This is a genomic window from Methylomonas rapida (genome assembly GCF_024360925.2).
In the GTDB taxonomy this organism is placed as follows: Bacteria; Pseudomonadota; Gammaproteobacteria; order Methylococcales; family Methylomonadaceae; genus Methylomonas; species Methylomonas rapida.
In genome coordinates this window covers 1-24,543 of sequence record NZ_CP113517.1, presented here as the reverse complement: position 1 = coordinate 24,543, position 24,543 = coordinate 1, and the positions used below count along the sequence as shown (strand labels likewise).

The 24,543-nt window shown below is 48.1% G+C and carries 20 protein-coding genes; 3 read left to right on the top strand and 17 right to left on the bottom strand.

All coding sequences use genetic code 11. The features are described from left to right. On the top strand, positions 1–291 hold the full coding sequence (locus tag NM686_RS00100) for a DUF3322 domain-containing protein (RefSeq protein WP_255189912.1): 291 nt from the start codon (positions 1–3) through the stop codon (positions 289–291). 215 nt (positions 292–506) lie between these two features. Here the strand turns inward: NM686_RS00100 and NM686_RS00095 are convergent, their stop codons facing one another. Further along, on the bottom strand, positions 507–1,841 hold the full coding sequence (locus NM686_RS00095; protein WP_255188233.1) for an IS1380 family transposase: 1,335 nt from the start codon (positions 1,839–1,841) through the stop codon (positions 507–509). 75 nt (positions 1,842–1,916) lie between these two features. On the opposite strand from NM686_RS00095, the gene NM686_RS00090 reads away from it, so the two are divergent. After that, positions 1,917–2,861, top strand: a complete 945-nt coding sequence (locus NM686_RS00090) for a Wadjet anti-phage system protein JetD domain-containing protein (protein ID WP_255189911.1) — start codon at positions 1,917–1,919, stop codon at positions 2,859–2,861. Positions 2,862–3,198: 337 nt separating this feature from the next. Here the strand turns inward: NM686_RS00090 and NM686_RS00085 are convergent, their stop codons facing one another. From NM686_RS00085 to NM686_RS00045, 9 genes are all read right to left on the bottom strand, one after another. Next, positions 3,199–3,789: a hypothetical protein gene (locus tag NM686_RS00085; protein WP_255189910.1), complete on the bottom strand. Its 591-nt coding sequence runs from the start codon at positions 3,787–3,789 to the stop codon at positions 3,199–3,201. A gap of 380 nt (positions 3,790–4,169) precedes the next feature. Continuing rightward, positions 4,170–5,975 carry a TniQ family protein gene (locus NM686_RS00080; protein WP_269023021.1) on the bottom strand — a complete coding sequence of 602 codons (1,806 nt, stop codon included), beginning with the start codon at positions 5,973–5,975 and terminating at the stop codon, positions 4,170–4,172. 76 nt (positions 5,976–6,051) lie between these two features. Further along, positions 6,052–7,431, bottom strand: coding sequence for a TniQ family protein (locus tag NM686_RS00075; protein WP_255189908.1), 1,380 nt, complete (start codon positions 7,429–7,431; stop codon positions 6,052–6,054). Continuing rightward, on the bottom strand, positions 7,425–8,396 hold the full coding sequence (locus tag NM686_RS00070) for a TniB family NTP-binding protein (protein ID WP_255189907.1): 972 nt from the start codon (positions 8,394–8,396) through the stop codon (positions 7,425–7,427). The genes NM686_RS00075 and NM686_RS00070 overlap by 7 nt, the downstream gene beginning before the upstream one ends. Continuing rightward, entirely contained in the window at positions 8,386–10,401 is a 2,016-nt protein-coding gene (locus NM686_RS00065) for a Mu transposase C-terminal domain-containing protein (RefSeq protein ID WP_255189906.1), read from the bottom strand. The genes NM686_RS00070 and NM686_RS00065 overlap by 11 nt, the downstream gene beginning before the upstream one ends. Continuing rightward, positions 10,364–10,582 carry a hypothetical protein gene (locus tag NM686_RS00060; RefSeq protein WP_255189905.1) on the bottom strand — a complete coding sequence of 73 codons (219 nt, stop codon included), beginning with the start codon at positions 10,580–10,582 and terminating at the stop codon, positions 10,364–10,366. Before NM686_RS00060 ends, NM686_RS00065 begins: the two co-directional genes overlap by 38 nt. After that, complete coding sequence (locus NM686_RS00055; protein ID WP_255189904.1) at positions 10,579–11,085, bottom strand: TnsA endonuclease N-terminal domain-containing protein; 507 nt, start codon at positions 11,083–11,085, stop codon at positions 10,579–10,581. Before NM686_RS00055 ends, NM686_RS00060 begins: the two co-directional genes overlap by 4 nt. 246 nt (positions 11,086–11,331) lie before the next feature. Beyond that, positions 11,332–11,754: a helix-turn-helix domain-containing protein gene (locus NM686_RS00050; protein ID WP_255189903.1), complete on the bottom strand. Its 423-nt coding sequence runs from the start codon at positions 11,752–11,754 to the stop codon at positions 11,332–11,334. 265 nt (positions 11,755–12,019) lie between these two features. Continuing rightward, the gene (locus NM686_RS00045; RefSeq protein WP_255189902.1) at positions 12,020–13,192 is read right to left on the bottom strand and encodes a hypothetical protein; all 1,173 of its coding nucleotides are present in this window, start codon (positions 13,190–13,192) and stop codon (positions 12,020–12,022) included. A gap of 97 nt (positions 13,193–13,289) precedes the next feature. Between NM686_RS00045 and NM686_RS00040 the strand changes: the two genes are divergently transcribed. Continuing rightward, positions 13,290–13,547: a helix-turn-helix domain-containing protein gene (locus NM686_RS00040; protein WP_255189901.1), complete on the top strand. Its 258-nt coding sequence runs from the start codon at positions 13,290–13,292 to the stop codon at positions 13,545–13,547. Between the two features lie 15 nt (positions 13,548–13,562). On the opposite strand, the gene NM686_RS00035 is transcribed toward NM686_RS00040, so the two are convergent. The 7 genes from NM686_RS00035 to dnaA all read right to left on the bottom strand — a co-directional run bounded on the left by NM686_RS00035 (position 13,563) and on the right by dnaA (position 24,543). Further along, entirely contained in the window at positions 13,563–14,948 is a 1,386-nt protein-coding gene (locus tag NM686_RS00035; RefSeq protein WP_269022099.1) for an argonaute/piwi family protein, read from the bottom strand. 6 nt (positions 14,949–14,954) lie between these two features. Next, positions 14,955–16,205: an ISL3 family transposase gene (locus tag NM686_RS00030; protein ID WP_255187011.1), complete on the bottom strand. Its 1,251-nt coding sequence runs from the start codon at positions 16,203–16,205 to the stop codon at positions 14,955–14,957. A gap of 29 nt (positions 16,206–16,234) precedes the next feature. Next, a complete protein-coding gene (locus NM686_RS00025) occupies positions 16,235–18,070 on the bottom strand; it encodes an SIR2 family protein (RefSeq protein WP_255189899.1) in 1,836 nt (611 codons plus the stop codon). Between the two features lie 258 nt (positions 18,071–18,328). Next, complete coding sequence (gyrB, locus tag NM686_RS00020; RefSeq protein ID WP_255189898.1) at positions 18,329–20,734, bottom strand: DNA topoisomerase (ATP-hydrolyzing) subunit B; 2,406 nt, start codon at positions 20,732–20,734, stop codon at positions 18,329–18,331. Between the two features lie 115 nt (positions 20,735–20,849). Then, positions 20,850–21,923, bottom strand: a complete 1,074-nt coding sequence (gene recF, locus NM686_RS00015) for a DNA replication/repair protein RecF (RefSeq protein ID WP_255189897.1) — start codon at positions 21,921–21,923, stop codon at positions 20,850–20,852. A gap of 9 nt (positions 21,924–21,932) precedes the next feature. After that, positions 21,933–23,036, bottom strand: a complete 1,104-nt coding sequence (gene dnaN, locus NM686_RS00010) for a DNA polymerase III subunit beta (protein WP_255189896.1) — start codon at positions 23,034–23,036, stop codon at positions 21,933–21,935. A 190-nt stretch (positions 23,037–23,226) separates the two neighbouring features. Continuing rightward, positions 23,227–24,543: a chromosomal replication initiator protein DnaA gene (gene dnaA / locus NM686_RS00005; RefSeq protein ID WP_255189895.1), complete on the bottom strand. Its 1,317-nt coding sequence runs from the start codon at positions 24,541–24,543 to the stop codon at positions 23,227–23,229.

Here is a 24,543-nt window from a genome sequence, read left to right as displayed (position 1 = left end):
ATGGATAGGCCGTGGGGCTTACTACCTTCCGACATAGAGGAGCTCATATTAAAACGGGAATGGCAAAACTTCACTGGCTTAAAAGCGCGCCTACTGAACGATAAACCGTTTCCGATTCGAATTGGATTAAAGCCACCAACAGGCCAACTCGCTGTTGGTGATATGGAACATTTCCAAAAATTTATTGGCCAATGGCGCTCATTTGCCGCTCAGCACCTGATCGAATGGGAAACCCGAAATTATCGGGTGCTTTCCGAACAAACGTTACCTAAATTTTTCCTGAATCCGTGACTCCACATATTGCCAGACCTTTTATTCGTCATACTCTTCCAAAATTCGCTGAATTTAAAAGTGTGGTCCGGGCAATCGAGTTTAACGGCTAGAAATGCAGCGTATTATCTGGAATATTTTCCCTGCATGATTCAATTTGATGGACTTTAGGCGCAGGATTCCCAAGCCACTGTGAATTTGCGGCGTTGTGCTATCGATGGCAGAGCGATCAGTCGCTAGCCGGCGGCGAGTTTGGCGTAGGTGGATTCAAAAGCGATGAAACCGGGACAGCTCTGTGAAAAGCGCAGCTTCAGCCGGTGCCCGCTACGGATGAGTCGCGCGGCCAGATACATCAGTTCCTGGATCACGGTTTTGATACGCCGCCGCTTGGCAGGATGCCTGACCGGGCTTTGTTCGCCCAGCAAGCCGATCAGGCCTATCCAGCGCAGGATGTTGTAGCTATAGGCGCTGAGGCTCATGATCAGGTCGTTGGTGGCAAACTTGCCGGATGGCAGGCGCTCGATATCCAGATCGGTCTTGAATTCGCTGTGGAATTGTTCAGCGGTGGCATGGTCGCGATAGAGGGCAATAACCATGGCATCGTCGTAATCGGCCACCGGCAGACTGGTCCACCAGCCTTCGATTTCGATATCCGGTAGCACGAGGGCTTGGCCTTGAGCCGTGATGGTGCGCTCGGTGATTTGCATGACCCGGCGACAGGTATAGGTTTTACCGTTGCGAGTGTGTTGCTCCATGACACTGAACAAGGCCACGCGTTTGCCTTCGCGCGGTGTGGTCCACTGGCCGTGTTGTTCGGCGTAGGCCAGCCAGGCGTCGGCATCTTGTTTACGCGGGTTCCATTTGATGATGAAATCGACCTGATCGGCTTCGTGTAAGTCGATGCGATTGTCGAGCGCGTCGTGACCGCCATCCAGCCGGACCAACAAAGGCAAAGTCGTCAAACGTTTCGCGGCGGCGAGTCCGCGCTCCAGCGCATAGCGGAATTCGTATTGGCAATGCTGCTTGCCTTCGCGCAGTTCATTACCAATACACCAGCCCTCTTTACCCAGATAGAGGGCAATCGGGGCGTAGCCGTCAAAACCTTTGTAGGTTCGGGAGACGCCTTCTTTGCAGGTTTTTTCGTTGTTCATGGGGTAAACATCGATATCCAACGCGACATGGCCTGTGGCTAACGGCGTTACCGGCACCTGGGCGTGAGCCAGAAAATCGAGGTTGCTTTGATAAATGATCGGTAATAAGGCGTCGGCGTGTTCATCCAGTCGCTGTCTGAGGCGGGCGCTGGAGGGTACTTGATGAATGGCGAGCGCGGCTTTGAAATAGTCGTCGTCGCGATGGTTTTCGATGGCTTCGAAGTCGCTTTTGCCCAGGCTAAGGGTGCCTATATAGCTTTTGATAATATCGGCGTGAGCAATACCGTGCCGTAGCGGAATACCTTTTTCCAGCGCCTGATTGAGCTGGCCATATTGATTCAAACATAAACCGACCAAGGCTAATCCAGAATGGCTGGTATAAAATTCAGTTTCAGATTGCTCCAGGATAAACCGCTTCATGAATCACTCGCCGGGTGAATGGAAGAATAGCGGTATTATCCCAGAATAAGCGTTTTAAATCATTGCGTTGCGGCCGTGGATGGCCTTTTAAGTCACGGATTCAGGTTTTTCGTTTTAAAAAGCGTCCAAGAGCTGATCGAATTTGTCGGAGATGGAGCGCTAAAGAGAAGTCAAATCTGGGAAACCAATATGTCTCCCTTATTAAAGGTCTATCCCGAAACTTATTCAGCATTGGTAAAAAACTTAAATACGATTGAGACAATGAACCCAGCTGATGCCAGTTTACTGCCGGATTTAATCAAGCAATTAATTCCCGCTATGGGAACAGGAAAATATCTTAGAGCTCTGCCACTGGTTGGCGTCGACACCAAGTTTCTCGAAACATATGGTTTTTTGATTACCGACATTCTCGATAAAATCCATAACAATGCAGTATCAAATGCCGGCGGGTTACTCAAATGGCTTGCATGCATCGCGAAACCCACAGCATGGTTAACCATTCGTCCCTTGTGCGAAGATACAAAAGTGAGAATAGGCGGCTTCCCCGTACTGCAACTGTCCAGAGACGTTTTAAAACAACAGGCACTTCCAGCTAAAAACATCCTTGTTATAGAAAACATGGAATCAGGATTGGGGTTACCTTCCCTCCCAGATACCATTGCTATATTTGGTGGAGGAAAAAATGTGGCCTGGATGGAGGCAGTATGGCTTAAATCCAAAAACGTTGCTTACTGGGGAGATATAGACACCTGGGGGCTATCCATCTTGAGCGATGTCCGTTCAAAGTTATCGACTGTCGAAGTACTTATGATGGATCAGGAAACACTCGATGAACATAAGAGCCGGATGGTCGGTGAACGAACATCGGTCAATAACCTGCCTAAATTTCTTACCGACTCAGAAGCTCGAATATTTTCGAATTTAAAAAATACAGATAAATTCGCCTCGAGATTGGAACAAGAAAGACTGTCGCCTGACTATATAAAATCCAGACTCGAAGCTTGGATCGGAATCAACTAATTCAACTTTGACTGAGCATATACGGCCTGACGATCAGCGCGTTGAGTTCGTTATCCACACCCGTATGGGGGTAGTCTTGTGTTACAGGCGGTGCACCATTGGCGGCCATCGGCGACTTGGACAGATCGCTTGCGTACCTGCCAAGGTCCCATGATGCCAGACGTACCCTTATCCTTGATGTAATTTTCAAATTTTTAAAGGTTTTTAAGAACCCCACGCCCATAGTAATGGCGATAACTGTATTCCACAAAAACCTGTGGTTGTTTTTTTTGTAAGTGACACCAGCGATACATCTATGAATGATCCATTTTGAGACATCGTTTCTTAATGCCTTTGCTCATACACTTGTTAGCTCAGTTACCAATCTTTGCTGAATAAACTCAGCTTCTTCAACTATTTTTGATTTTAATGAACTAGTTAGATCTGATATAACATAACTGACTTCGTGTATTTTATCGCACAAACTTTGGTATCGCTCTGGGTTATTCTTTATATCTGTCCTGAGAAGATTTTCCTGGTTTCCCCAAAAAACGTTTGCTTGACTATAGATCTTATTTGTTTCCTCAATCATCCTAGGGAAACGTATAGCTATTTTTGCCTGAATCTCATGCAGTTTTTTGCAATTTGAAATATATCTAGATCTGAATTCTTCAATATCCAAGCTATTACTGGACTGCATATAGCTCATTGTTTTTGAATTTTCAAGTTCTATACATAATAGTGTTTCATACATTTTCTCTAATTCAGACAACTTTGTTTCTACTTCCTTTTCTACGCTCCTAAAATAGATTTCATTCAGTTGAAGTTGCTTATCTTTTTCGGCTGTTATTTTTGCAGTATTAACCTGGGCCCTTGAATTTAGCCACGCAGTTAAGAAACCGACCGACACGGTTATTGCCGCCCCATAGAGAATAATAATTTCCTTCATAAATTGATCCTACCTAAAAATGGGTAACGCGATATCCCCCCTAACCCGATAACGAAAAATGCGTCCACATTTACCTTTGACCATTATTTGCTTACGACATATCTGATTTTCTTAATGATGCCATGAATAACAAAGGATGTAACAATATTCCTGACGAGAAATCCAAACTTCATAAAGCAAGATGCGATTTCCTGTCATACTTTTTCAGTAAGACTCCAAAAATACGGGCTAAAGCTGACCAACAAAAACCGGTGGTTTAAACCCTATGATGGTAAATTAACCGGCAACGCAGCCTCTGGATGTTTGCTTAAAACCTCATCCCGAAGTTGTTTAAGATCGGATTTCGGCAAGTCGTCATCAAACATGTTCATTCTCCTTTTTCACGTTTTTTTTGAATTGCAAGTCACTTCGTTAACATTGCATGCTTCGTGCTCTAGCTCAGCCCGGCGGTAGAAGTATTGCCGGCTACCGTCAATCGTCGGTCCGGAAACCGGCTGGACCTCCAATGACTGCAACACCGAACGTGGTGCTCGATTCAACAACCGGGCGTATTCGGCTAAAGAGATATAGCTTTCCTGAAAGGTTTTAAGAGCGACTGGCGTGATACGCCGGCCAGGTAGATCGTCTTGGATCGTTTCCAGTAATCCCGCCTTTATCAAGTCATAGGCCACCTGTTGTTTCAATCCAAGTCGTTTCGCTGCCTCATCTATCGACAAACTTGCGCCGGCAGCATCACGCATCTCGGTGAACCACTGCCGAACCTGAAGCTCATCTAGTACCAGTTTTCCCAACGGCATATATTCGGCCTTTGTGCCCACTGGCACGAGTCGACCCAATAACAGCGCCTGTACCAGAGCCTTGAACTCACCCTCGCGTAGACGCCAATGTTTGAGGATTTTTGAGATAGTGATCGTGGCCGGTAAGGGATTCATTTCACGACCGATAAAATACAACCGCCGCAGTTGTTGTTCGGGGATCAACCAAGTGGGGGCGTTGCTGTGTAGCCTCGAAATCAACGGCTCGATGATTTCATCGGTAATCAATGTTCTGATTCGACTTTCCGGCAACGCTAACCGGTAAGCGGCTTCTTTAAGTGTGAAACCCGCTTTGGCGAAATCAGTCAGTTGTTTAAGCTGTTTTTTATCAATCGATCGCACGGTTCGACCGGAAGGTAAATCAATTTCGTCAGCCAATATCAACTTGGCTCGGATCAGATGCCGGATAATCGATGGGGCAATACCGGCTTGTTTTACTACCTGTTTCCAAGCCTGCCTGGGATGGGCGGCTATCGTCTCAGCTTGAAAAGCCCGGTGCCGGCCACACACTACACCAGGCCAGCATTCGATCAAATAATGCTCGAACTCGTCGCGTAGAAACTGAAAACAAGCATCGGACAAATCGATATAAAGTACCCGATAAAGCGGACCGAAAGTTCTTCGAATACTCAGTTTTTCGTCGCTCTGCCGATGCAATGCCGATAACAATTGGTAAAAATTCTTCGGCCAATTTTCCAATAAATACGCAATCTGCGACATCAAACGCATGGCCGTATCGACCTGATACAATCTTGCGATCTTTCCAGGCTTTGTCGGTTGAAAGCTTTTCGAAAATTGTCCGAGATAAGTGATCAGTCTTACCCATTCCGCGAATGCTAAAGGCGGCAAATTGGCGTAGGCCGTTTTTTGGTTCAGCGAGTCCTCGAATACTTGGCTGACGTGCAATATCGAACCATCGACTTTTTCGACACTTCGCGTACAAAAAAGCAATGCTCCACAGGAACATTGCTCAAAGTTCACCCTCTCCAATTTCTGCGCGCGGCCACAGTTTGGGCATTGATCGATTAAGCGAATACCATGACGGTTACAGATGCCGGAAACTTCCACTGACCAAATACCACGGAGATAAACCGACTCCCTCATACAACTCGGACACCAACGCAATCGCGTATGATTGAAATCGATCCCACTCAGCCCTTCCGACAAATTGGTTAGGCGCCAATATCCTGGACGTGGTCCAAACAGCTTAGCTTTTTCAGCTACCGTCAATTTCAATGCCTGACATAGAGCTTCAAAGCTACTGAATGCGGTTCCTAATTGCGCTAACGTGTTGTAACCGTTTGCTCGCGCGACCCGCAGTAGATAACCAAACGTGGCCTCGCCGGCAATCGGCCGAGGCCGAACCAGCAAAGTCGAGTAGGGTCTTTGACTTAAGGTAATGCAATCAGTGCCTTGAAGAATCGGATTTGAACGATCGATAACACGACTAGAAAACAGAGACATACGTTGCGTCCTTTAACAGGCAATGAAAGAACGAAATCTCCGATGACTGTAAGCCGCTTAAATAAGCGACCATCACTGCTAAAATCTCACTAGCCTGAAATCTACGCCGCATGGCTGCCGGAATCGACCATCGCTTGGCAAACTTACCGTAGCATTCAAATGGTCTGCGGCTTAGTGCCGCATCAAACAAAGTATTTAGAACGTCGATTACCTGATCCAATGATCCTCCACCGGTCGAAAGCCGATATGTTTTTTCAAACTGGTATTCCGGTTCTAGGATCACTAGTCGATTGGCCAGCCCATGCCACCATCGGGTGAGCACCGTTAGATATTGATGGTGATAACTTATAGGCAATCGTGGATGGAAATACACGTCGACTAGGCTTTCGATGCCGACTTGATATTCAAGTAACAGTGCATTCGCTTGACTGAAGTATACGTTGGCGAAGGGATTTTTCTGAAGATGAACGAGCGCATTCAACACCAAAGCCAGCGGGCTTTGTGAACTTCCTCTGACAAGGACGGTTTTATGTTGTCTAAAATTCCATCTTAATAGCCTATGCAAGTGAGTTGTTCTGGTCTTTCGATCCGCCGTTAAAAACCTCAGCGACCACCTTTCAGAGTCTGACTGTGCAGATGGCTTTATGTTAAACGGCCATCGACAGCGTAAATCATAGCTATGTCGATGACGAAGGTCTCGCCTAAGATATTCGATTCTGGCAAGAAACTGATAGACATCATATATTGTGTATTGGTCATAACCGGACGCCGTCGCTGTTTCCAAGTGACCGTTATCGGGATAAGGTTTCTCCATATCCGCTGCTTGAATCATGATCTCAGCCAGGTCTATTTTCCATTCGGAGGCAACCGCAGCATCTCCCTCTGTTAACGGCGTACCGCAACGACACAGCCAGCCCGCGCGAAGCGTTCCCCAAGTCAAAGATCGATCACACGTTGAACATCGCGTTAATAACCGGCAACGATGATAAGGACAGGCTTCCACTTTCGGTAAGGTCCAAAGTTCGGCATGAAAACCCAACTTACCAAGACAGGCTGGACAATAACGAATGGGGTTGTAATGCAAACGTTTGCTGAAATAGCGACGACCGCCCGACAGTTTCACGTCGATCCTTTGATTATCAAATAGTCGACTATTCCGTTGTCGATTCGGACAGACAACCTTCGTAACCATTTGAAAGGCATAATCACTATTCTGGCCAGAATAATAATCGCGTAATGCCTGCCGTAACGTTAAAGGGATGTCGTGAACATTTTCGAAATAGAAGCGATGGATGTAGCCAACCAAACTTTCCCCACGGGCTCTAACAGGGCGTACCGGAAATTCGGCGTGCGGTATTAACATTTCGCTAACCTCTTTTTGCTCGGCACCTTGACAGCACCGCGCTCGAACGGTTCGTTATAGCGGTCGAGACGCCGAAACTCGAAAGCCGAGTTGAATGGATTGAGTTTATCAACCCCTTCCGACCATATTTGCACGGTGAACGCTCGTTCAAGAAAATGAGGGCCGATCTCAACGCTGTCGGTTTCCAAGGCAAGCCGTAAGGCGGCTTTTAACAGCTCTTTGATATAGTGAACTCGCCCGTCACTCGCATAATAAAGACGCATGCCGAGTTCATCCCAGCCATATGCACCACAGACCAAAGGAACGGGCAGACAGGCACCCAATGAACGAAACAACTGTAGGCATTCCTCATGGATAGAATTTTTGTCGCTTTGTCCCAAAGCCAATCTGAGACGACGGGAAAAGCGCCGGCGTAATTGCTCATTCACTTGAAGCAGTTGTTCCAAGCGAGGTAAGCCTAAAAACACCGTCGGTACGCCGGTCTGATCAATCAATGATTTCAACCAATCGCCTACCATATAGTGTGTGGTGACTTGTCCTCGATCATGGATATGCTGGGCTTCATCGAATAAAATCAATTCTACCCGGCACGCATGACAAAGCGTAACAACCCTCGACGTTTTCGTCGAAATCGTTCCAAATAGCGCTGACGGATCGCCCAATTTTTCCAGCATAGCGGAGGCCATACTGGAAATGCTAGCGGCAGCAGGGACCGGGACAATGAGTACAGGTATGACATCCCGATCTGGCAATGCGAACCGTGGATATTGATGCTCGACCCAGCGGCAAATACTGCTTTTACCGGTGCCGGCGTCCCCGAGCACGAGCAGATGCTGAGCAATGCCTGTCTCGCGAAACAGCTCCAGATTGGTTTTAATGGCATCGAGGGCGGCAACAAAAGGTGGGAAAGGAATATATTCCTCTTCGAAACGACGCAATTCGTCGAAAACTTTTTTAAAGTTCATGTTGAATTCCTTCTTGCCGTTTCATTTGGAATGATTTAATGATTTCCAGCCCTTTATCATCCTGATTTTGTTGAAATTTAGACGACGCCACAGGTATATCGCGTTTGGGGTTTTTGGTCGAATCGGGTTTGTTACCGATAGGTGTTTCCGATCCGTTAGGCTTGCTGCTGTTGATCCCGCGCAATGCCGCACTACGACGTCTAGCCGTGTGTTTTCGACTGGTCATTAATTCTTCAATTGCCAACGACAATTCATATCGAGCTCGTTCGAGAGCAACTCTATCGACAACCGCCGCGCCCTGTTCACGCAACTGTTCGCGAATAAACTCATTCTGCTTAACCGTGAGGCCATGAGCAAAGTCGTAGTCGAGTGCTTTCACCGTAACTGGCTCGGCATCATTAGGTCCCCAGACCTGGATTTCACCCAAATCCTCTGGGTCGTAAACCAGCCTGACTTTCACCCCTTCGCCAAAGCCGCGCAGAATAGGGCTAAGCTCGTCACCGCTGTACCGGATGCCATGCAGGACAATGCCATCGCGGCGCAATGAGCGCTCTTCCACTAAGCCAATTCGGCGCTGCAACGTGAGCAAATCATCAGGTAATACCGGTTCGTAATGCGCAAAACCCTCCTGCCAACGTGCCCATGGCGTTGTTTTACCCAGTCCCCTATGTTCATCTTGGGCATAAACATCGACTACCCATTTTTCGAAAATTTGTTTGAATTCCGCGAAGGTCAGAAGAGCCGCTTTTTGTGGATCATAATCACCACGCTGATAAAATTTGGCAAAACTGGTGCCGGGTAGCTGGTGAGCGAAGAAATAGTTGACCGTTTTAAGATAGCGCTCAACCACCCCTTTGAAACGTGGCGTATGTTTTGGACAGTATTGAATACGAATCCCCAAATCATAAGCTACGCTTTCCAGATCGTTACCATGAAATTCCAAGCCGTTGTCGACCACCATCACTTCAAGAAGACCGTAACAAGGCCATGTGTTGGCGTTTTTTAGGTTTGGTATGACCTGATCTGCCAATTTCTTGGGCAGAATGGCATGCCGTAATGCCCCCATTACCGCCGCTGTTGAAGGACTGTCAAAACTCAAATAGTAGCCAAGTAACATCCGACTATAGTGGTCGATAATTACAGTTAGTGTGGGCCTTCCGAGTGGCAGCCAGCTTTTCTCATCAATGAGAAAAAGGTCGAGCGGCGTATGATCAATCTCAACTCGCTCAAGGATGCGGGATGTTTTTACACCGGCTTTACCGATTCTAAAACGCCTATCCGCAGCCGCCTTACCTCCCTTTAAGACCGCGAGTTCGTATGCCTCAGCACGCTCAACCAAACGGTATACGGTGCGCAAAGACGGCGGCTTGATAGGTTCGCCCCCAATTTTTCGCTGATTCTCAATATCGATTTTGCCGAGTAAGCGCGTATAGATATTACGGCACGTCGCCTGCGGTGAAGCTTTAAAAGCCTCTTCTAGCGACTCTGCTACCAGTTGGAGGATAAGATCACTTTGCCGTGTCTCCCTGGGGCCACAAAGGTCAGTCCTCGGAATGATCGCTCGTGCGTCGTTCATCGACTTAAATCGCCGGTACCATCGATAAAGGGTGATTACGGCTGGTGGTTTTGCATCTCCAATTTCCGTAGCCGCCCGCTCAATCAATGGCTTCAAATACTCCGGTGTAAAAACCGGAACACCATGATCTAGGATACTTTCAAGGTAATGCTTACGGCGCTTCACGGCATTTCTGACAGCTTCGGATAGTTCATCAAGCGGCCGTGAAAATGAAGGGACTAAAGAATTAGCGAAAGTCGCATCAACTTTTTTAGCTGAAATTTTTCCTTCCGCATATTCGGTGAGCAATTGTTCACGGCTGACTACCGATAACTGGCCATCATTCATGCGTTCCAAAAGTACATCGCCATTCGCTTGAATACGATCGATGCGGTATTCAGCCCCGCTCCAATTAAAAACCTTGTTCTTGTGCAATGCGAAACCAGCCATTGTCTGCCTCCATCTTCAATTCAATTAGAGTTTCTTGAGAAATAGGCTCATCCAAGGAACAACACAGATGGCCGGCCAATAACAGGATATAGGGATCGACAGTCCCGGTCTTTATCAAAGTGGTGGCTGCGGCAAGCGATACAGGAAGGCGATGACGAATCTTATCGATGGCAACCGTCATGGCGTCGGGCGATGGGGGAATTCGCTGACACTGGTGATAGATCCAGCGTAGATTGGATAAGCGTGGCTCTTGCCGAATGTCTTGACGGTCAGAACGGTAAAGGCCGTCTCAGAGCGTCGCATATGCTTAGTTACGCAGTCGAGTTTATGCTGCACGTCTCGGTGTTCGATACTACTAACCGGCTTGACCTCGACCAGCACGATTTCACCGGTTGCTAATACCAGTTCGAAATCAGGCGTATATCGCCGTAATCGATCACCATCTGGATAGTGCAGTGTGACAGGTTGTTCACAGTACTTAACGATATTGGGGGAAGTTTCGAATAGATAAATCGCGTCGAGTTCGAGCAATCCCTCATGATGGACCATGCGGCCATTCTTGCGGCTAGGGAATTTGCCACGAACGATACCGCCCGATGGGGAAATGACCTTTCGGGCTCGTTTATGCGCATTACCAGCCGGCTGTCGGCCTCTCCAAGTTCCTTGCCAAAGATTTTTTGACATAGCGACTCTCCTGCTATGTGGCCGGAAAAGCCAAAACGCAGCTTTCCACAGCCACTGCTACGGTTGATTAGGTCTGCTTTTTGGCGTAACAACGCTCACATCGGGTAGTTAAACTCGACGTTCCGCAGACATTAGTGATCAGACTGGACTTGACGCTGGCGGGAAGAGTGACGATACTAAAAGAGCAACCAAGGAGTGTCGTATGGCATTCCACCCAGCGGGGCAAGCCGTAAGGTTTGTCCCGTTTTACATTTGAGCCTCCTTTTTTCTCCGCCGTTTTAAGCGGTATACTGGTTCGACGCATTCATCGCTGAACGATTCTTTAAGCTTCAAGACTTGGCGAATCATCTGTATTTCCACAGGCGTCAAGTCCGATACTCGATCACGTAGCTCTTTGAGCATCCAAAAAACATCCTGGGGCATATCGCAGTCGATCACCAATCTCCGTTGCGACGCATCTGCCGCATGACGAAGCTGGTCACGTTCTTCTACTGGCAAATCCAAGGCCCCAATCAATCTTTCAACAAACTCCGACGTGGGCGGACCTTTCTTGCCAATTTCAAGTGCAGAAATGTATGTTTGCTCGTAGCCAATCATTTCTGCTAAATCAATTTGACGAATACCTCGTCGCATACGAATCGAATGCAGGAGACAAGCAAATGGGTTCATGACTTCGTTAGGACCAACAGCATATCTAGGATGAACAGAAGAATAATCTCAACAAACAAAAAAGTAAAATTATTCATTATTATCAATAAGTTATTGTCAAGCTATTTCACTTGACAACTGTTTTTTGCTTAATTGTTAATTAACTGATTTAGAAGGAAATATTTCCTAGCAGGTATGCACGACTCTAACTGGAAATTTTTAACTTACTTGTTTTATGAAACCACGCTGCTGGACCTAATCAGGTATTCCAATGTGTTGCAAACAATCATGCGTTTGGTCGAGTGATCTTATCCAAAGCCAAATTGAACCCATCGTCCCCGCATTTCAGAAAGTCGTCGTATAAAACGTAATTGATCATGCTTCGCGGAAGTTCAGGATTTCTTCGAAAGGGTGTTACAACCCAGTCTTCAGACCGGGCTCGGTCAACCCAACGCTGGCAAGCGCCGATCATGTAATTGGCGGCGTGCTGCCCCGCGCAAGAACTTCTAACTAAAAAATCCGCGGCAGCTTGGGCGCCTGCATAGATAATTCGGTAACATTGCGCCACGGAGTGATCTTGCAGCAGATTATTTAGCATTATCGTTGTACTTCGTTGTGCAGACGGCGGTAAGCCCCGTTGTTTGGCACAAAAATCGTAAAATTCCTGGCATTCGGCAAACGCCAAAGAACGCTTCATATCGGAAAGCTGATTCAACCAATGACCTGGCCACACCATAGTCCGCGCACATTGTTCAATTTGCTCAAGCAGTTCGATACGAACATAACGTTGGATATTCCAACGAATGGGAAACTGTAATGCCGTTAGCTCTTCATCTTTGAGCGCATCAAAAACATAATGGCTTTCCGGAACTGAGCCGAAGAAGTCCGCCTTGCCCAATCTTTCGATGAGTTCTTTGGCATAACAGCCTCTGGGAGCAAACGGCACGACTGTCAAATCGGGCACCGAAATCCTTCGACCATAGCTATCAATAAAATCATTGCAACGGGCCAAAGCCAGCAAAGCAATGGCTTGTTCTAATGTCAAGTGATCAGGTTTTAGCACCTGACTGGTTACTCCTTGAGCTTCGAAAGTTCGATTGCTGAAAGGGGTATGTGAAAATCGGCCGTTCTTGACCTTTCCACGATTACGGCAATAGTCGCACTTACAGCGAAAACTAGTTTCGTGCCGGCATTGAGAGCAGTGCAAGGTTTTTGAATCAGCCATACCAACACTTCTAGCCACGTGTTTCGACATCATAACCGCGCCGCAATTTGGGCATGTTGCGGATGAATGAATAACCGACGGAAATAATTTGTAAAGTTGCGGCGGGTGGCAATCGATCGCGTATTCAGCCAATAAATCAGCAATTCTTGCTCCCGCGTAATACCGCGTTATCAACGCATCGATCTGGCCTTCTGAAAGATGAGCCAATTTGGAATGGATCGGGACTTTGGGCATTGGAATACGATGACAAAATGCTAAATATAAGCCGGAAAAGGGAAATTGTCACTTATAGAGCGTGGCCTCATAGAGTACCGGTTAGTAGCATCATCAAATGTCTACTAATTCCAAGCTCACACCTGATCCTCTCGTCTTATTTGGACAGCGTCTTGTCCAACTTAGAAAACAGCGCGGCTGGTCTCAGGAGCAACTCGCACTAGAATGCGGCATGGCACGAAGTTATTTGGGTGGAGTAGAGCGGGGCAAACGAAATATTGCCCTGCTGAATATTTGCAAGTTGGCGGATGCGTTATCGGTCTCGCCGGCGGAGATGTTGAAATTTCGAGATGATCTGGCAGTTAATCCGAAATGAAAACCTGATAAAAAGTCATATCAATAAACGATAATCATATGGCGCAGAACCAAAACTGCTTAAATATGTTCCCACTTTAGCTATAGCGCTTGCTGAATCCAATGTTGCAGGTAATCGCGAGTAATAGTCGAAGGTGTTCCAATTCATCTTGGAAAGCCCAAGTATTTCTGTAGCTACTTGTACTACATCAGCTTGCCCCAAATAACGGCGTATAAGAAGCGGTGCGGGAATACGGCGCTTTCCTTGGTAATATTTGAAATTTGGGTTTTGCGCACTGGGTGCTGAGCCATGTACCCAAAGTAGTGCTGTATTTGAGTTCTGAACAACAACGGCACCACGCGGAATTGGAAAACCGTCTATGGTCAGTTTCCTATCTTTCAGTTTTGATGCAAGATAACGCAGTGACTCTTCCACATTGATTTCGATGAGTTCCACGTTCAGAACACCTTCAAGGCCTTGCACCAGTCCTCTTTGTTCTTCATCCGTAAAAGGCGTGCGTTTGTGAACAACCACTCTTTTCGGCAAACACATTTTTGAATCAAAGAACAGCTGTCTAATTGTTTCCCCTGTCCTCCTAGCATCATCCTCGGACATAAATGGGTTACGTCCTCGAATGATTGGATTTTCAATACGACCCAGTCTAAATTGGAGCCCTTCACCACGAGCGCTATAAAGATGGCTGCATCCCATTAGAACATGGTTTCCACGAGCAGCCACATTATCTATGCTATAACCGATTCCCACGAACGCAGTTTCCTCGTCGAGACAATCGAGGCGCCATGGAGTACGAAGCGCTTTTGCATATAAAGCGAGAGAAAGCCACCATCTTACTCGACAAGGTTGAGATGAATCTGTTGTTTCTTCACGGATAAATTGCGTACCTTGGCCATGCCGTGCTGCATATGCCTTAATGTAATCGTGGAGGTTAAATTGTTCCATCTCGGTCTCAACAACTTTCAACGGACTCCATCGGGTTGGAACAAATATAACCACCACTGCACTGGGTCTAATCCCTCTTAAAACATCAAGAGCTGTGCATATTTTTTGAGCGAGAAGTTTGGCTGATGACAATACATCAGTACCAGAGAAGGAATCATCTAAATCTAACCAACTGGCTTCTCCTTGGCTAGGATAGAATAACGGAAGGCTAAAAGCAGCGGAAAATCCGGGAAAATCATGAAGATAATCGCGTTCCCGATCTGTCGCTTGTATCCTTTCCTGAAATTGACTCAAAAAGCGCCTTAATTTAGGCGCCTCAGCCCGGGGACATATCGCTGCAATATTAACTTCCGAGCAAAGACCAGAACTTGTAAGTTGATAATCCCAAGGTCTATTACTTACTAGCCCTTTTAAAGGGTTAGGATCTTGGCTCTTCCGTATTTCGCGGAGTAGCCCCGACATATAGGGTTATGCATAACCGAACAACCGTCTCCCTTCGATATCAAGCCAGATATGCTGAAACAGGCGGACGGTATTGTAAATGCCAAAGCAGCGTCGTTTGATGCTTTTGATTTTGTTGTTAAGCCCTTCAACAAAGCCACTGGTTTCCCGGCGAATGAAATAGTTGGTGATTTCATTTCGCCAGTTTTGATAGGTTTTGACAAACGCATCAAAGCCCTTCAACTTCAAGACTTTGATATGCTCCATCCAGCGATCCAAGGCTTTTTCGGCCTCAGCCTTATTGAGTCGGCGCTCAAAAATACCCGTCAAAAGCTCCCGTTGGATATAGACTTCTCGCAAAATGGGGGCTTGCTGGAATAGAAAAAGCAAAACGGTTTGCTGATCGGCAGAGAGTTCCATCCAGCGCTTCCGAAAAGCCCACATCGCGCCTTTCAGCTTGGCATAATCCTCGGCAGACAGGGTATTCTTGAGTTTTTTCATTTCCGCCTTGCGGACCTGGTCGGCGCCGTCTCGATAATGCTTGGCGACATGGAAGCGATCAACCACCACCTCGACGCCGGGCAATGTCTCATAGACGGCGTTGCGATACCCTTCATACATGTCCACGCAGACGCGTTGTAACGCGTGTTGCTGTGCCTCGGGAATATTCTGCAAAAAGGCTTTAACCGTTTCTTTTTTGCGGTCGGGCAGCACCGCCAGAATCCGCTTATGGTCCTCGGTATCGATAGCCGACACGATGACCACAAAATCTTGATGCCCTTTTTTCAAAGCGATTTCATCCAGTCCCAGCAAGCGAATGCCTTGGATGGCAGACCAATCAACTTGTTGGGCCACGTGCCGATTGATAATCCCTTCCGCCGCTTCGGCGCTGATGCCGTGCTTCACGTCCATGTCGGTCACGCTGCTGTTGATCAATTCACGCAATATCCACTGCTCATACGCTTTGGTATGGGGGCTTTTCCAGTTATACCAGCCACATTGTTGCGTGGTCGTCGGACCTTTGGGGCAGTCAGGGCATCGATAGCGCTTGGGGGTTAGCTTGATCCAAACCGGCCGATCGAAAATCGACAAATGACGCAAGGTGATTTCTCTGCCATAGCCATAAAACTTATCGATCCTCTGGCCGCATTGATGGCAGGTTGCACTGGTTAACGTACTACTGACCGTGATGATGAACTCGCCTTTGGCGGTGGTTTCAACTTTTTCGATACAAACATCAGGTATATCCAGCGGTATTTGAAGTAGCGACTGTGTCATCACGATACTCCAGCGTTAAATTGTCGACCTTAGCAAAACTCACTGTGGCAGGCAAAGACTATAGCACTACATGTAGTGGTTTCTCCGCAAAATACGGAAGAGCCAGGATCTTTTACCTCCGAATGTCCGTTGGACGCGCAAAAAATTAGGTTGGCATCGGTAACAACGAGCCCGCTTTGCTTGGCATACCGTTGCAAGTCAGAATCTAGAGGTCGACGACCATTTTGAATCAATCCAGCATAAAGAGGGGCATGATCGATTCGAAACATCGCTCCTCCCTGAGCTACGATGTCAATATTTGTTAGCCTCGTTCTCCAACGATCAAGATCGGCGTTGAAAACATCATTATGTTGATAACCATAAACATCGGCTCGCAATGCTTTCGAGGCTTCACTTCCCGCCAATTGGCCATTGGGAAGTTTTGCAACAACCTCAGGCATAAGCACTAGATGGGGTTTTCGTTCCAATGATAACAATCGAAAAGATAGGGCGCGATGCAAGCGATACTTTATCCTTTCATGAACCTTGGTATCGTAAAAATCGGCTTCCCAAATCCGGCGTACATCATCCGTTTCGATCTTGAACTGATCAGCAATCGCTCTAATCAATGCTCGGCGAAGAAGTGATTGTATCCGTCCATCCTTAATAACATCTTCTTCAGACAGCGCAATAGCTTTTGGATAGCTACGAAGAGCAGTACCAAAGGCTTTTTGAATATTGGCTGCATCAGAAATTGCCAATACCCCATCATTCATTGAAACAATTATTCCTTGGCTCGGAGATATATGTTCATCGAGCCAATCACGCCTATTCACATTATCAGGAACTGATAAATCTAGTTTAAAAACTTGGGTAGGACAGGTGAGAGGATAGGCGTTACTTTTGACGAGCGCGGTTGCTGGAAGCGGTGGAACAGCAAAAGCCATCGGACCTTTTATAGTCTCGGTAGATACAGCAATCGTCTGTTTGGCAACTTTTAAAAGATCACCCTCTAATTGCCTGAGTGCCAACCTCGACAAGACATCATCAAACCCGTCAGTGGCGATATAGAAAGCATCTCGCCCGACAGAACGGGCACGAGATAAAACAGCTTTTACAGGCTCGGAAATTTCCTGACCAAATCCACACCAGTACAGTCGACAAGGACAAGACTCGCCATAAGCTTCCATAAGAATATCCATGAGCGACTGATCACGACCACTGTACCCAGCAACAACAAGATCGTAATCTCTGAGTTCATGAAGAAACTCTTCCCGAAGTTCTGCCTCTTGTTGTTGTAACTCATCGCTAGTGTTCTTTAACTCGTCGTAACGAAAATCACCGTGCAATGAAACAATTCGAAGTTCCCTTTCTACGTGTTGGCGAACGGCTCGCTTAACTGTATCAATACCAACTTCAACGGAAATAATATCTGCTGCAGCGCAAGCCCGACTTACGAGCCCGTCAAAATTTGTTGTCCAGACACTCCGGACTGTACCGGCGCTAGCCATCAGTGGCAGAAGACGATAGCCAATATGAGGTTTAGCGTTGGCTACATACGAATGGAAATAACTTCGACGGTCTTGGCCGGTAGGGTAGCACTCTTGTGCGTAGAAAGAATATTCTTCCGGACTATCTTCAGATGGAAAGTAACCCCGCTGGTCCAGCCAGCGTTGAATTCTGTTTCGAGTACCAGGTAACGACAACTCACCGACTGATTCACGTAGAGTGGGGTTATTGGTAACAAATATATCTTGCTTCCACTCCCAAATACAGCGTTGAGCCGACGGCATTCCAGATGAAATTGAAGCTCCAGCGCCCAGTAACATGCATACTGGGCGGCCACTATTAACAGCTATAGACCGAACAAAGGCATCAATGCTCATCCACTCAACACCTCCTGACGACGGAAACTCGGAGATTACCGTCATATACCAATATCTTTATTCAAAAGTAACATGATCCTAAATCAAACATGGGACTACCGAACCAACCAAGAAACTCAAAAAGTCTAATTAGTGGTTCGGCAATCATTATCGTTTTTGGAGCAGGTAAAAATCGTCGGATTTTTTCATTTTTTGTGTCACTAGTTTTTCACTAATTTGGCACACTTTTCAATAATTGTGGCATCCGACAATACTCCGCTATACATCCAAATTCGCCACGTCCAGCGCGTTCTTGACGATGAAATCGCGGCGCGGTTCGACCACGTCGCCCATCAGGGTCGTGAAGATTTCGTCGGCGGCGATGGCGTCATGGATAGTGACTTGCAGCAGGCGGCGGCTGTTGGCGTCCAGCGTGGTTTCCCAGAGTTGTTCCGGGTTCATCTCGCCCAGACCTTTGTAGCGCTGGATGTGTTGACCTTTCTTGACTTCCCTCATCATCCACTCAAAGGCTTCCTTGAAGTTGGACACCGGTTGTTCACGTTCACCCATGCGCATCACCGAATCCGGGCCGAACAGGCTCAGGGTTTCTTCGGCATAACGGGCGATTTTTTGATAATCGGGACCCGAGAAGAAAGTGGCGTGCAATACGAAGGTTTTGGTGATGCCGTGCAGGCGCTTGTTGATGGTAATGTCGAAGTCGTCGCTGCCGTGGTACTTGATCTCGGTGCTGAATACGGCCTTGTGGTCGCCGGCGTTCAGATTCGTTTCCAATTGCTCGAACCAGGCGCGAAGTTTTTCCTTGTCGGCTTTGGTGGCTTCGTCCAAGGGTCGCAGATAAGTCATTTGTTCCAGGTACAAATCGTCGTAACGTCTGGACAGGCGATTGATCACGGCCATGACGCCGGCGAATTCTGTCGCCAGCTTTTCCAGGCCTTGGCCTTGAATGACCGGCGTGTCGGCATCGGTTTGCAGTTGGGCTTTATCCAGGGCCAATTGAATCAGATATTGATTCAACGCGACGTCGTCCTTGACGTAAGTTTCCTGCTTGCCTTTCTTGACCTTGTACAGCGGCGGCTGGGCGATATAGATGTGACCGCGCTCGACCAGTTCCGGTAATTGCCGGTAGAAAAAAGTCAGTAGCAACGTGCGAATGTGAGAGCCGTCGACGTCGGCATCTGTCATGATGATGATGCGGTGGTAACGCAGTTTATCAACGTTATATTCATCCTTGCCGATACCACAGCCCAGCGCGGTGATCAAGGTGCCAACTTCCTCGGAAGAAATCATTCTATCGAAGCGGGCTCTTTCCACATTCAGGATTTTACCTTTCAGCGGCAGTATCGCCTGGGTGCGACGATCCCTGCCCTGTTTGGCGGAGCCGCCCGCCGAGTCCCCTTCCACGATGAACAGTTCCGACAAGGCCGGATCTTTTTCCTGACAGTCGGCCAATTTGCCGGGCAGGCCGGCAATATCCAGCGTGGTCTTGCGGCGTGTCATTTCACGGGCTTTACGGGCCGCTTCGCGGGCGCGGGCGGCGTCGATGATCTTGCCTGCGATGGCTTTGGCCACTTGCGGCTGTTCCAACAAGAATTCCTGCAGCTTTTCATTCATGGTCGATTCGACCAAGGGTTTCACTTCGGACGATACCAGCTTGTCCTTGGTTTGCGACGAGAACTTGGGATCGGGCACTTTCACCGACAATACCGCAGTCAAGCCTTCGCGGGCATCGTCACCAGTAGTGGCGACTTTTTCCTTCTTCGCCAGGCCGTTGGTTTCGATGTATTGATTGATGGTTCGGGTCAGCGCGGCGCGGAAGCCGGCCAGGTGCGTGCCGCCGTCCCGCTGTGGGATGTTGTTGGTATAGCAGAATACGTTTTCCTGGTAAGAGTCGTTCCACTGCATGGCCACTTCCACCGTGACGCCTTCTTTCTCGGCTTGAAAATGGAAGACTTTCTCGAACAACGGCGTCTTGTTCTTGTTCAGATGCTGAACAAAGGCGCTGATGCCACCTTCGAATTCGAACACATCTTCCTTGCCGGTTCTTTCGTCCCTCAAGGAAATACGCACGCCGGAGTTCAGAAACGACAGTTCACGCAAGCGCTTGGCCAGGATGTCGTATTGAAACTCGATGTTGGTGAAAATCGTCGGGCTGGGCTTGAAATTGATGTAAGTGCCACTACCCTCGGCATCCCCGATGATAGCCAAAGGCGCAACCGGCTCACCCAGGACATATTTCTGCATGTGCAGCTTGCCGTTCTTGCGGATTTTCAAGGTCAGCTCTTCGGATAGTGCATTGACCACCGATACCCCTACCCCGTGCAAACCACCTGAAACTTTGTAGGCGTTATCGTCGAACTTACCGCCGGCATGCAGCACGGTCATGATCACCTCGGCGGCGGAACGGCCTTCTTCGGCATGAATATCCACCGGAATCCCCCGGCCGTCGTCCGATACCGATACCGAGCCGTTTTCGTGTATCACCACGTCCACACCCTTACAGTAACCCGCTAAGGCTTCGTCGATGGAATTGTCGACGACTTCGAACACCATGTGATGCAAACCGGAGCCGTCGTCGGTATCGCCGATGTACATGCCAGGCCGTTTTCGCACGGCGTCAAGTCCTTTCAGTACTGTGATATTCGAACTATCGTATTGCTCACTCATGGTTTTGTATCCATTGTTTGGTGTTGTACAACAATGCCGTATCAGCTTTTGCGCGCCATATAAACGGCTTGAAGAAACGTGCTTGATGCGTGTTATCGATGTTCCACGTGGAACTTTAAACAGGTTTTATGCAACCTTGTTCCACGTGAAACACTTTGTAATTTTCAGCGCCGTTCAAGTCGCCGAAGTCGGCCAGTTCAGTAGCAGTCATAAAGACCTGACAGCCGATGCCAGCCAAGTATTTTAGCAATTTTGCCCTGTTTTCTGTATCCAATTCGGCCGTCAGATCATCGATCAAGATACAGCAATTATTCTGCGCTTCTTGGTTCAGTAAACTGACTTGCGACAACAACAAGGCCAATACCAGCAGCTTTTGCTGACCGCGGGATAAATAATCCTTGGCCAGTTTATGGTTGTGAAACGTCAGAAAATCGGCTCGATGCGGGCCGCTATGGGTAAAACCGTAACGCAGGTCTTTGTCCAGATCGGCTTTAAGAACCTGTTCCAAGGCTTGCTTCTCGTCCCAGCCCGCATTGAAGCGCAAATCGATCTGCGTCGTGTCCAGGAAATACCCGGCCATTTGCAAAAAAACCGGTTGCAAGGCCTGGATATAGTCTTGACGGAAATCATTGACCAAGCTGCCGTATTCGGCCAGTTCTCTATCCCAAGCCGAAATTTCCCTGAGCTGTCGACTTTTCAGCAAGGCATTACGCTGTTGCAGGGCCTTGCTGAATTTGCGCCAGTTGGTCAGGAAGTTTTTGTTGTGATTGAAAATGCCCCAATCCAGAAACTCGCGCCGGTTTTGCGGGCCGGCATCCAATAGTCGATAGCTCTTCGGGTGTATCAATTGCACAGGCAGGACATAAGCCAAATCGGCCTTTTGCCGGTTCTCCTGATCGATACGGATTTCGGTTTGCTTGCCGTCGATCTGAATACCGATCTGGCTGATCGAACCGTTAAAGTGTCGCAGTTGAGCGGCAACGATCAACTGCGGTTGATCGAAGCTGATCGCTTGTTTGATGTGATGAGTGCGAAAGGAACGCGCCCTGCCCAGGATGAACATTGCTTCCAGCAATGAGCTTTTGCCGCTGGCATTGGCGCCGGTGATCAAATTGAGGGTTGGTGCAGGTTGAATACTGGCAGAATGGATGTTTCTTACCGAGAAAACATCCAGTTTCAACAGCGTCATGAGCGCTGATTACATGCGCATCGGCATGACGATGAACTTGAACAAGGGGCGTTCCGGTTCTTCGATGAAGCAACTGCTGGCGTTGGCGGCTATCGTGATCAACGACATCTCCGAATCCAGATTGGTCACCGCATCCAGCATGTATTGCGAATTGAACGAAATACTCAAGGGCTGGCCTTGGTAATCGATGATCAATTCTTCTTCGGCTTCGTCGTGTTCCGGGTTGTGGGTGCTGAGTTTGAGCTGATCGCCGGCGATGTCGAAGGTCACGCCCTTGTATTTCTCGTTGGACAGAATCGCCACCCGCGTCAAAGCCTCACGCAGCAACTGCTTCTGGATCAACATCGGACTCATGAAGGCTTGATTGAACACCTTGCTGAAATCGGGAAATTTGGCGTCGATCAACTTGGACGAAAACACCACATCCTTGTAATAAATCTTGATGTGGTTGTTGGAAAACTGGATGTTCAATTCAGCATCGCCATCGTCCAGCAAGCGGCTCAATTCCTGCACGGCTTTTCTGGGCAAAATGATGCGTGCTTCGTAGCCGGTGGCTTGACCGATGTCGTCTTCGAAAATCGACAGCCGATGCCCGTCGGACGCGACCATCTTCAGCCGGGAATTGCTGATATGCAGCAGCAAACCATTCAGGTAATAGCGCACGTCCTGATTGGCCATGCAGAAGATAGTCTTATCCAGGCCTTTTTTGAACTTGCCGGCATTCAACAAAAACTGGTATTCGAATTCCGATTCGTTGAACTCGGGATAATGCTCGGCCGGCAAGGTGCTCAACGAAAAGCGGCTGCGTCCCGAGCTCAATTTGACCTTGTCTTCTTGCAGTTCGAATTTGATCTCGGCGGCGCTCGGCAATAAACGGCAAATATCCAAAAACTTGCGGGCCGGTACGGTGATTTCGCCATCGTCCGCTGGGGATTCCAGGTTCAACTTGCTGACCATTTGAATTTCGGTATCGGATCCCGTCATGACCAAACTGCCGTCGTTTACTTGCAGCAACACGTTGGACAAGATGGCCATGGTTTGCCGTTTTTCGATGACGCTGACGATTTGTTGCAGCGGCGCCAATATTTGATCTCTACTAATAATAAATTTCATATAAATATTTTTTAATTTATTGTTATTACTACATCAGCGAAAAGCTGTGGAAAACACCGCTTTATAAATATAAATCATCCGGTTAGCTAACGATTAACCCTGTTGTTCATTGCCGATCAAGCTTGTTGCAGACTTGGGGATAACCTGGGCGAGGCAAACCAATCTCAGTTTATCCCCAACTTATCCGCAATCAATGCGACAAAGTTCTCAACAGGTTTTTATAGTCTTCCGCGATCTTGACGTCTTCGTCTTTCAGTTCCGCGACTCGTTTGCAGGCATTGATGACCGTGGTGTGGTCGCGGCCACCAAAGGCGTCACCGATTTCCGGATAGCTGTGCGAAGTCAGTTCGCGCGCCAGGGTCATCGCGATCTGCCGCGGCCGGGTCAACGATTGCTTGCGGCTCTTGGACGACAAATCCGCCACCCGAATTTTGAAATATTCGGCCACGGTTTTCTGAATGTTGTCTATGCTGACCAATTTGTCCTGCAGGCTGATCAGGTCGTGCAAGGCTTCCTTGGTGAATTCCAGCGTGATTTCGCGGCCGGTGAATTGCGAATTGGCGATGACGCGCCGCAAGGCGCCTTCCAAGTCACGCACATTGGATGGAATGCGCTTGGCAATGAAGAAGGCGACTTCGTGATTCAGATCCACGCCGGCTTGCAGGGCTTTCTTGATCAGGATCGCGGTGCGGGTTTCCAGATCGGGCGGCTCGATTGCCACCGGCAGGCCCCAACTGAAACGGGATTTCAAGCGGTCTTCCAGGCCTTGAATTTCCTTGGGATATTTATCGCAGGTCAATACGACCTGATGCTTTTGATCCAGCAGATTATTGAAGGTGTGGAAAAACTCTTCCTGCGAGCGTTCCTTGCCGGCCAGAAACTGGATGTCGTCCATCAACAGCACGTCGATGTTGCGGTAATAGTCCTTGAAATAATTGATGCTGTTTTGTTGCAACGCCTTGACCATGTCCTGCACGAATTTTTCCGAATGCAGATAGACGATGTTGGCGTCCGGTTTTTTTTGCAGTACCGCATTGCCTATTGCATGCATCAAATGGGTTTTACCCAAGCCGGAGGCGCCATATATAAAAAGCGGGTTGTAAACCTTGCCGACGTTGTCGGCCACGGTAACGGACGCCGCGCGAGCCAATTGGTTGGATTTGCCTTCGACGAAGCTTTCGAAGGTAAAAGCCTTGTTCAAAAAGTTCGGCTGGTTTTTCTTTTGTGCCGGGGCTTTTTGCAAAGTCGGTGCTTTGATAGCCGGGGCTTTTTTACTGCCGATTTCAAAATGCACGGCCAACGTGGCGTTGGAAAATTCGTTGACCGCATCTTCGATGATGGCGAAAAAATGCTGTTTGATGTGGTCGATAATGAAGCGATTGGGAGCCAGCAATTTCAGCTGACTTTCGGTCTCGACCGCCTGCAGCGGACGTATCCAGGTGCTGAAATCGTTGGTGGGGATCTCGTGTTCAAGTTTAGCCAGACAATTGTTCCAAATAGCGCTCAT

Coding starts and splice junctions, on each gene's coding strand:
- NM686_RS00045 (WP_255189902.1), bottom strand. CDS start 13,192: ATGCCCAAAGTCCCGATCCATTCCAAATTGGCTCATCTTTCAGAAGGC.
- NM686_RS00085 (WP_255189910.1), bottom strand. CDS start 3,789: ATGAAGGAAATTATTATTCTCTATGGGGCGGCAATAACCGTGTCGGTC.
- NM686_RS00060 (WP_255189905.1), bottom strand. CDS start 10,582: ATGACGGTTGCCATCGATAAGATTCGTCATCGCCTTCCTGTATCGCTT.
- dnaA (WP_255189895.1), bottom strand. CDS start 24,543: ATGAGCGCTATTTGGAACAATTGTCTGGCTAAACTTGAACACGAGATC.
- gyrB (WP_255189898.1), bottom strand. CDS start 20,734: ATGAGTGAGCAATACGATAGTTCGAATATCACAGTACTGAAAGGACTT.
- NM686_RS00095 (WP_255188233.1), bottom strand. CDS start 1,841: ATGAAGCGGTTTATCCTGGAGCAATCTGAAACTGAATTTTATACCAGC.
- NM686_RS00070 (WP_255189907.1), bottom strand. CDS start 8,396: ATGAACTTTAAAAAAGTTTTCGACGAATTGCGTCGTTTCGAAGAGGAA.
- NM686_RS00025 (WP_255189899.1), bottom strand. CDS start 18,070: ATGAGCATTGATGCCTTTGTTCGGTCTATAGCTGTTAATAGTGGCCGC.
- recF (WP_255189897.1), bottom strand. CDS start 21,923: ATGACGCTGTTGAAACTGGATGTTTTCTCGGTAAGAAACATCCATTCT.
- dnaN (WP_255189896.1), bottom strand. CDS start 23,036: ATGAAATTTATTATTAGTAGAGATCAAATATTGGCGCCGCTGCAACAA.
- NM686_RS00040 (WP_255189901.1), top strand. CDS start 13,290: ATGTCTACTAATTCCAAGCTCACACCTGATCCTCTCGTCTTATTTGGA.
- NM686_RS00035 (WP_269022099.1), bottom strand. CDS start 14,948: ATGTCGGGGCTACTCCGCGAAATACGGAAGAGCCAAGATCCTAACCCT.
- NM686_RS00065 (WP_255189906.1), bottom strand. CDS start 10,401: ATGGCTGGTTTCGCATTGCACAAGAACAAGGTTTTTAATTGGAGCGGG.
- NM686_RS00100 (WP_255189912.1), top strand. CDS start 1: ATGGATAGGCCGTGGGGCTTACTACCTTCCGACATAGAGGAGCTCATA.
- NM686_RS00075 (WP_255189908.1), bottom strand. CDS start 7,431: ATGTTAATACCGCACGCCGAATTTCCGGTACGCCCTGTTAGAGCCCGT.
- NM686_RS00055 (WP_255189904.1), bottom strand. CDS start 11,085: ATGTCAAAAAATCTTTGGCAAGGAACTTGGAGAGGCCGACAGCCGGCT.
- NM686_RS00050 (WP_255189903.1), bottom strand. CDS start 11,754: ATGAACCCATTTGCTTGTCTCCTGCATTCGATTCGTATGCGACGAGGT.
- NM686_RS00030 (WP_255187011.1), bottom strand. CDS start 16,205: ATGACACAGTCGCTACTTCAAATACCGCTGGATATACCTGATGTTTGT.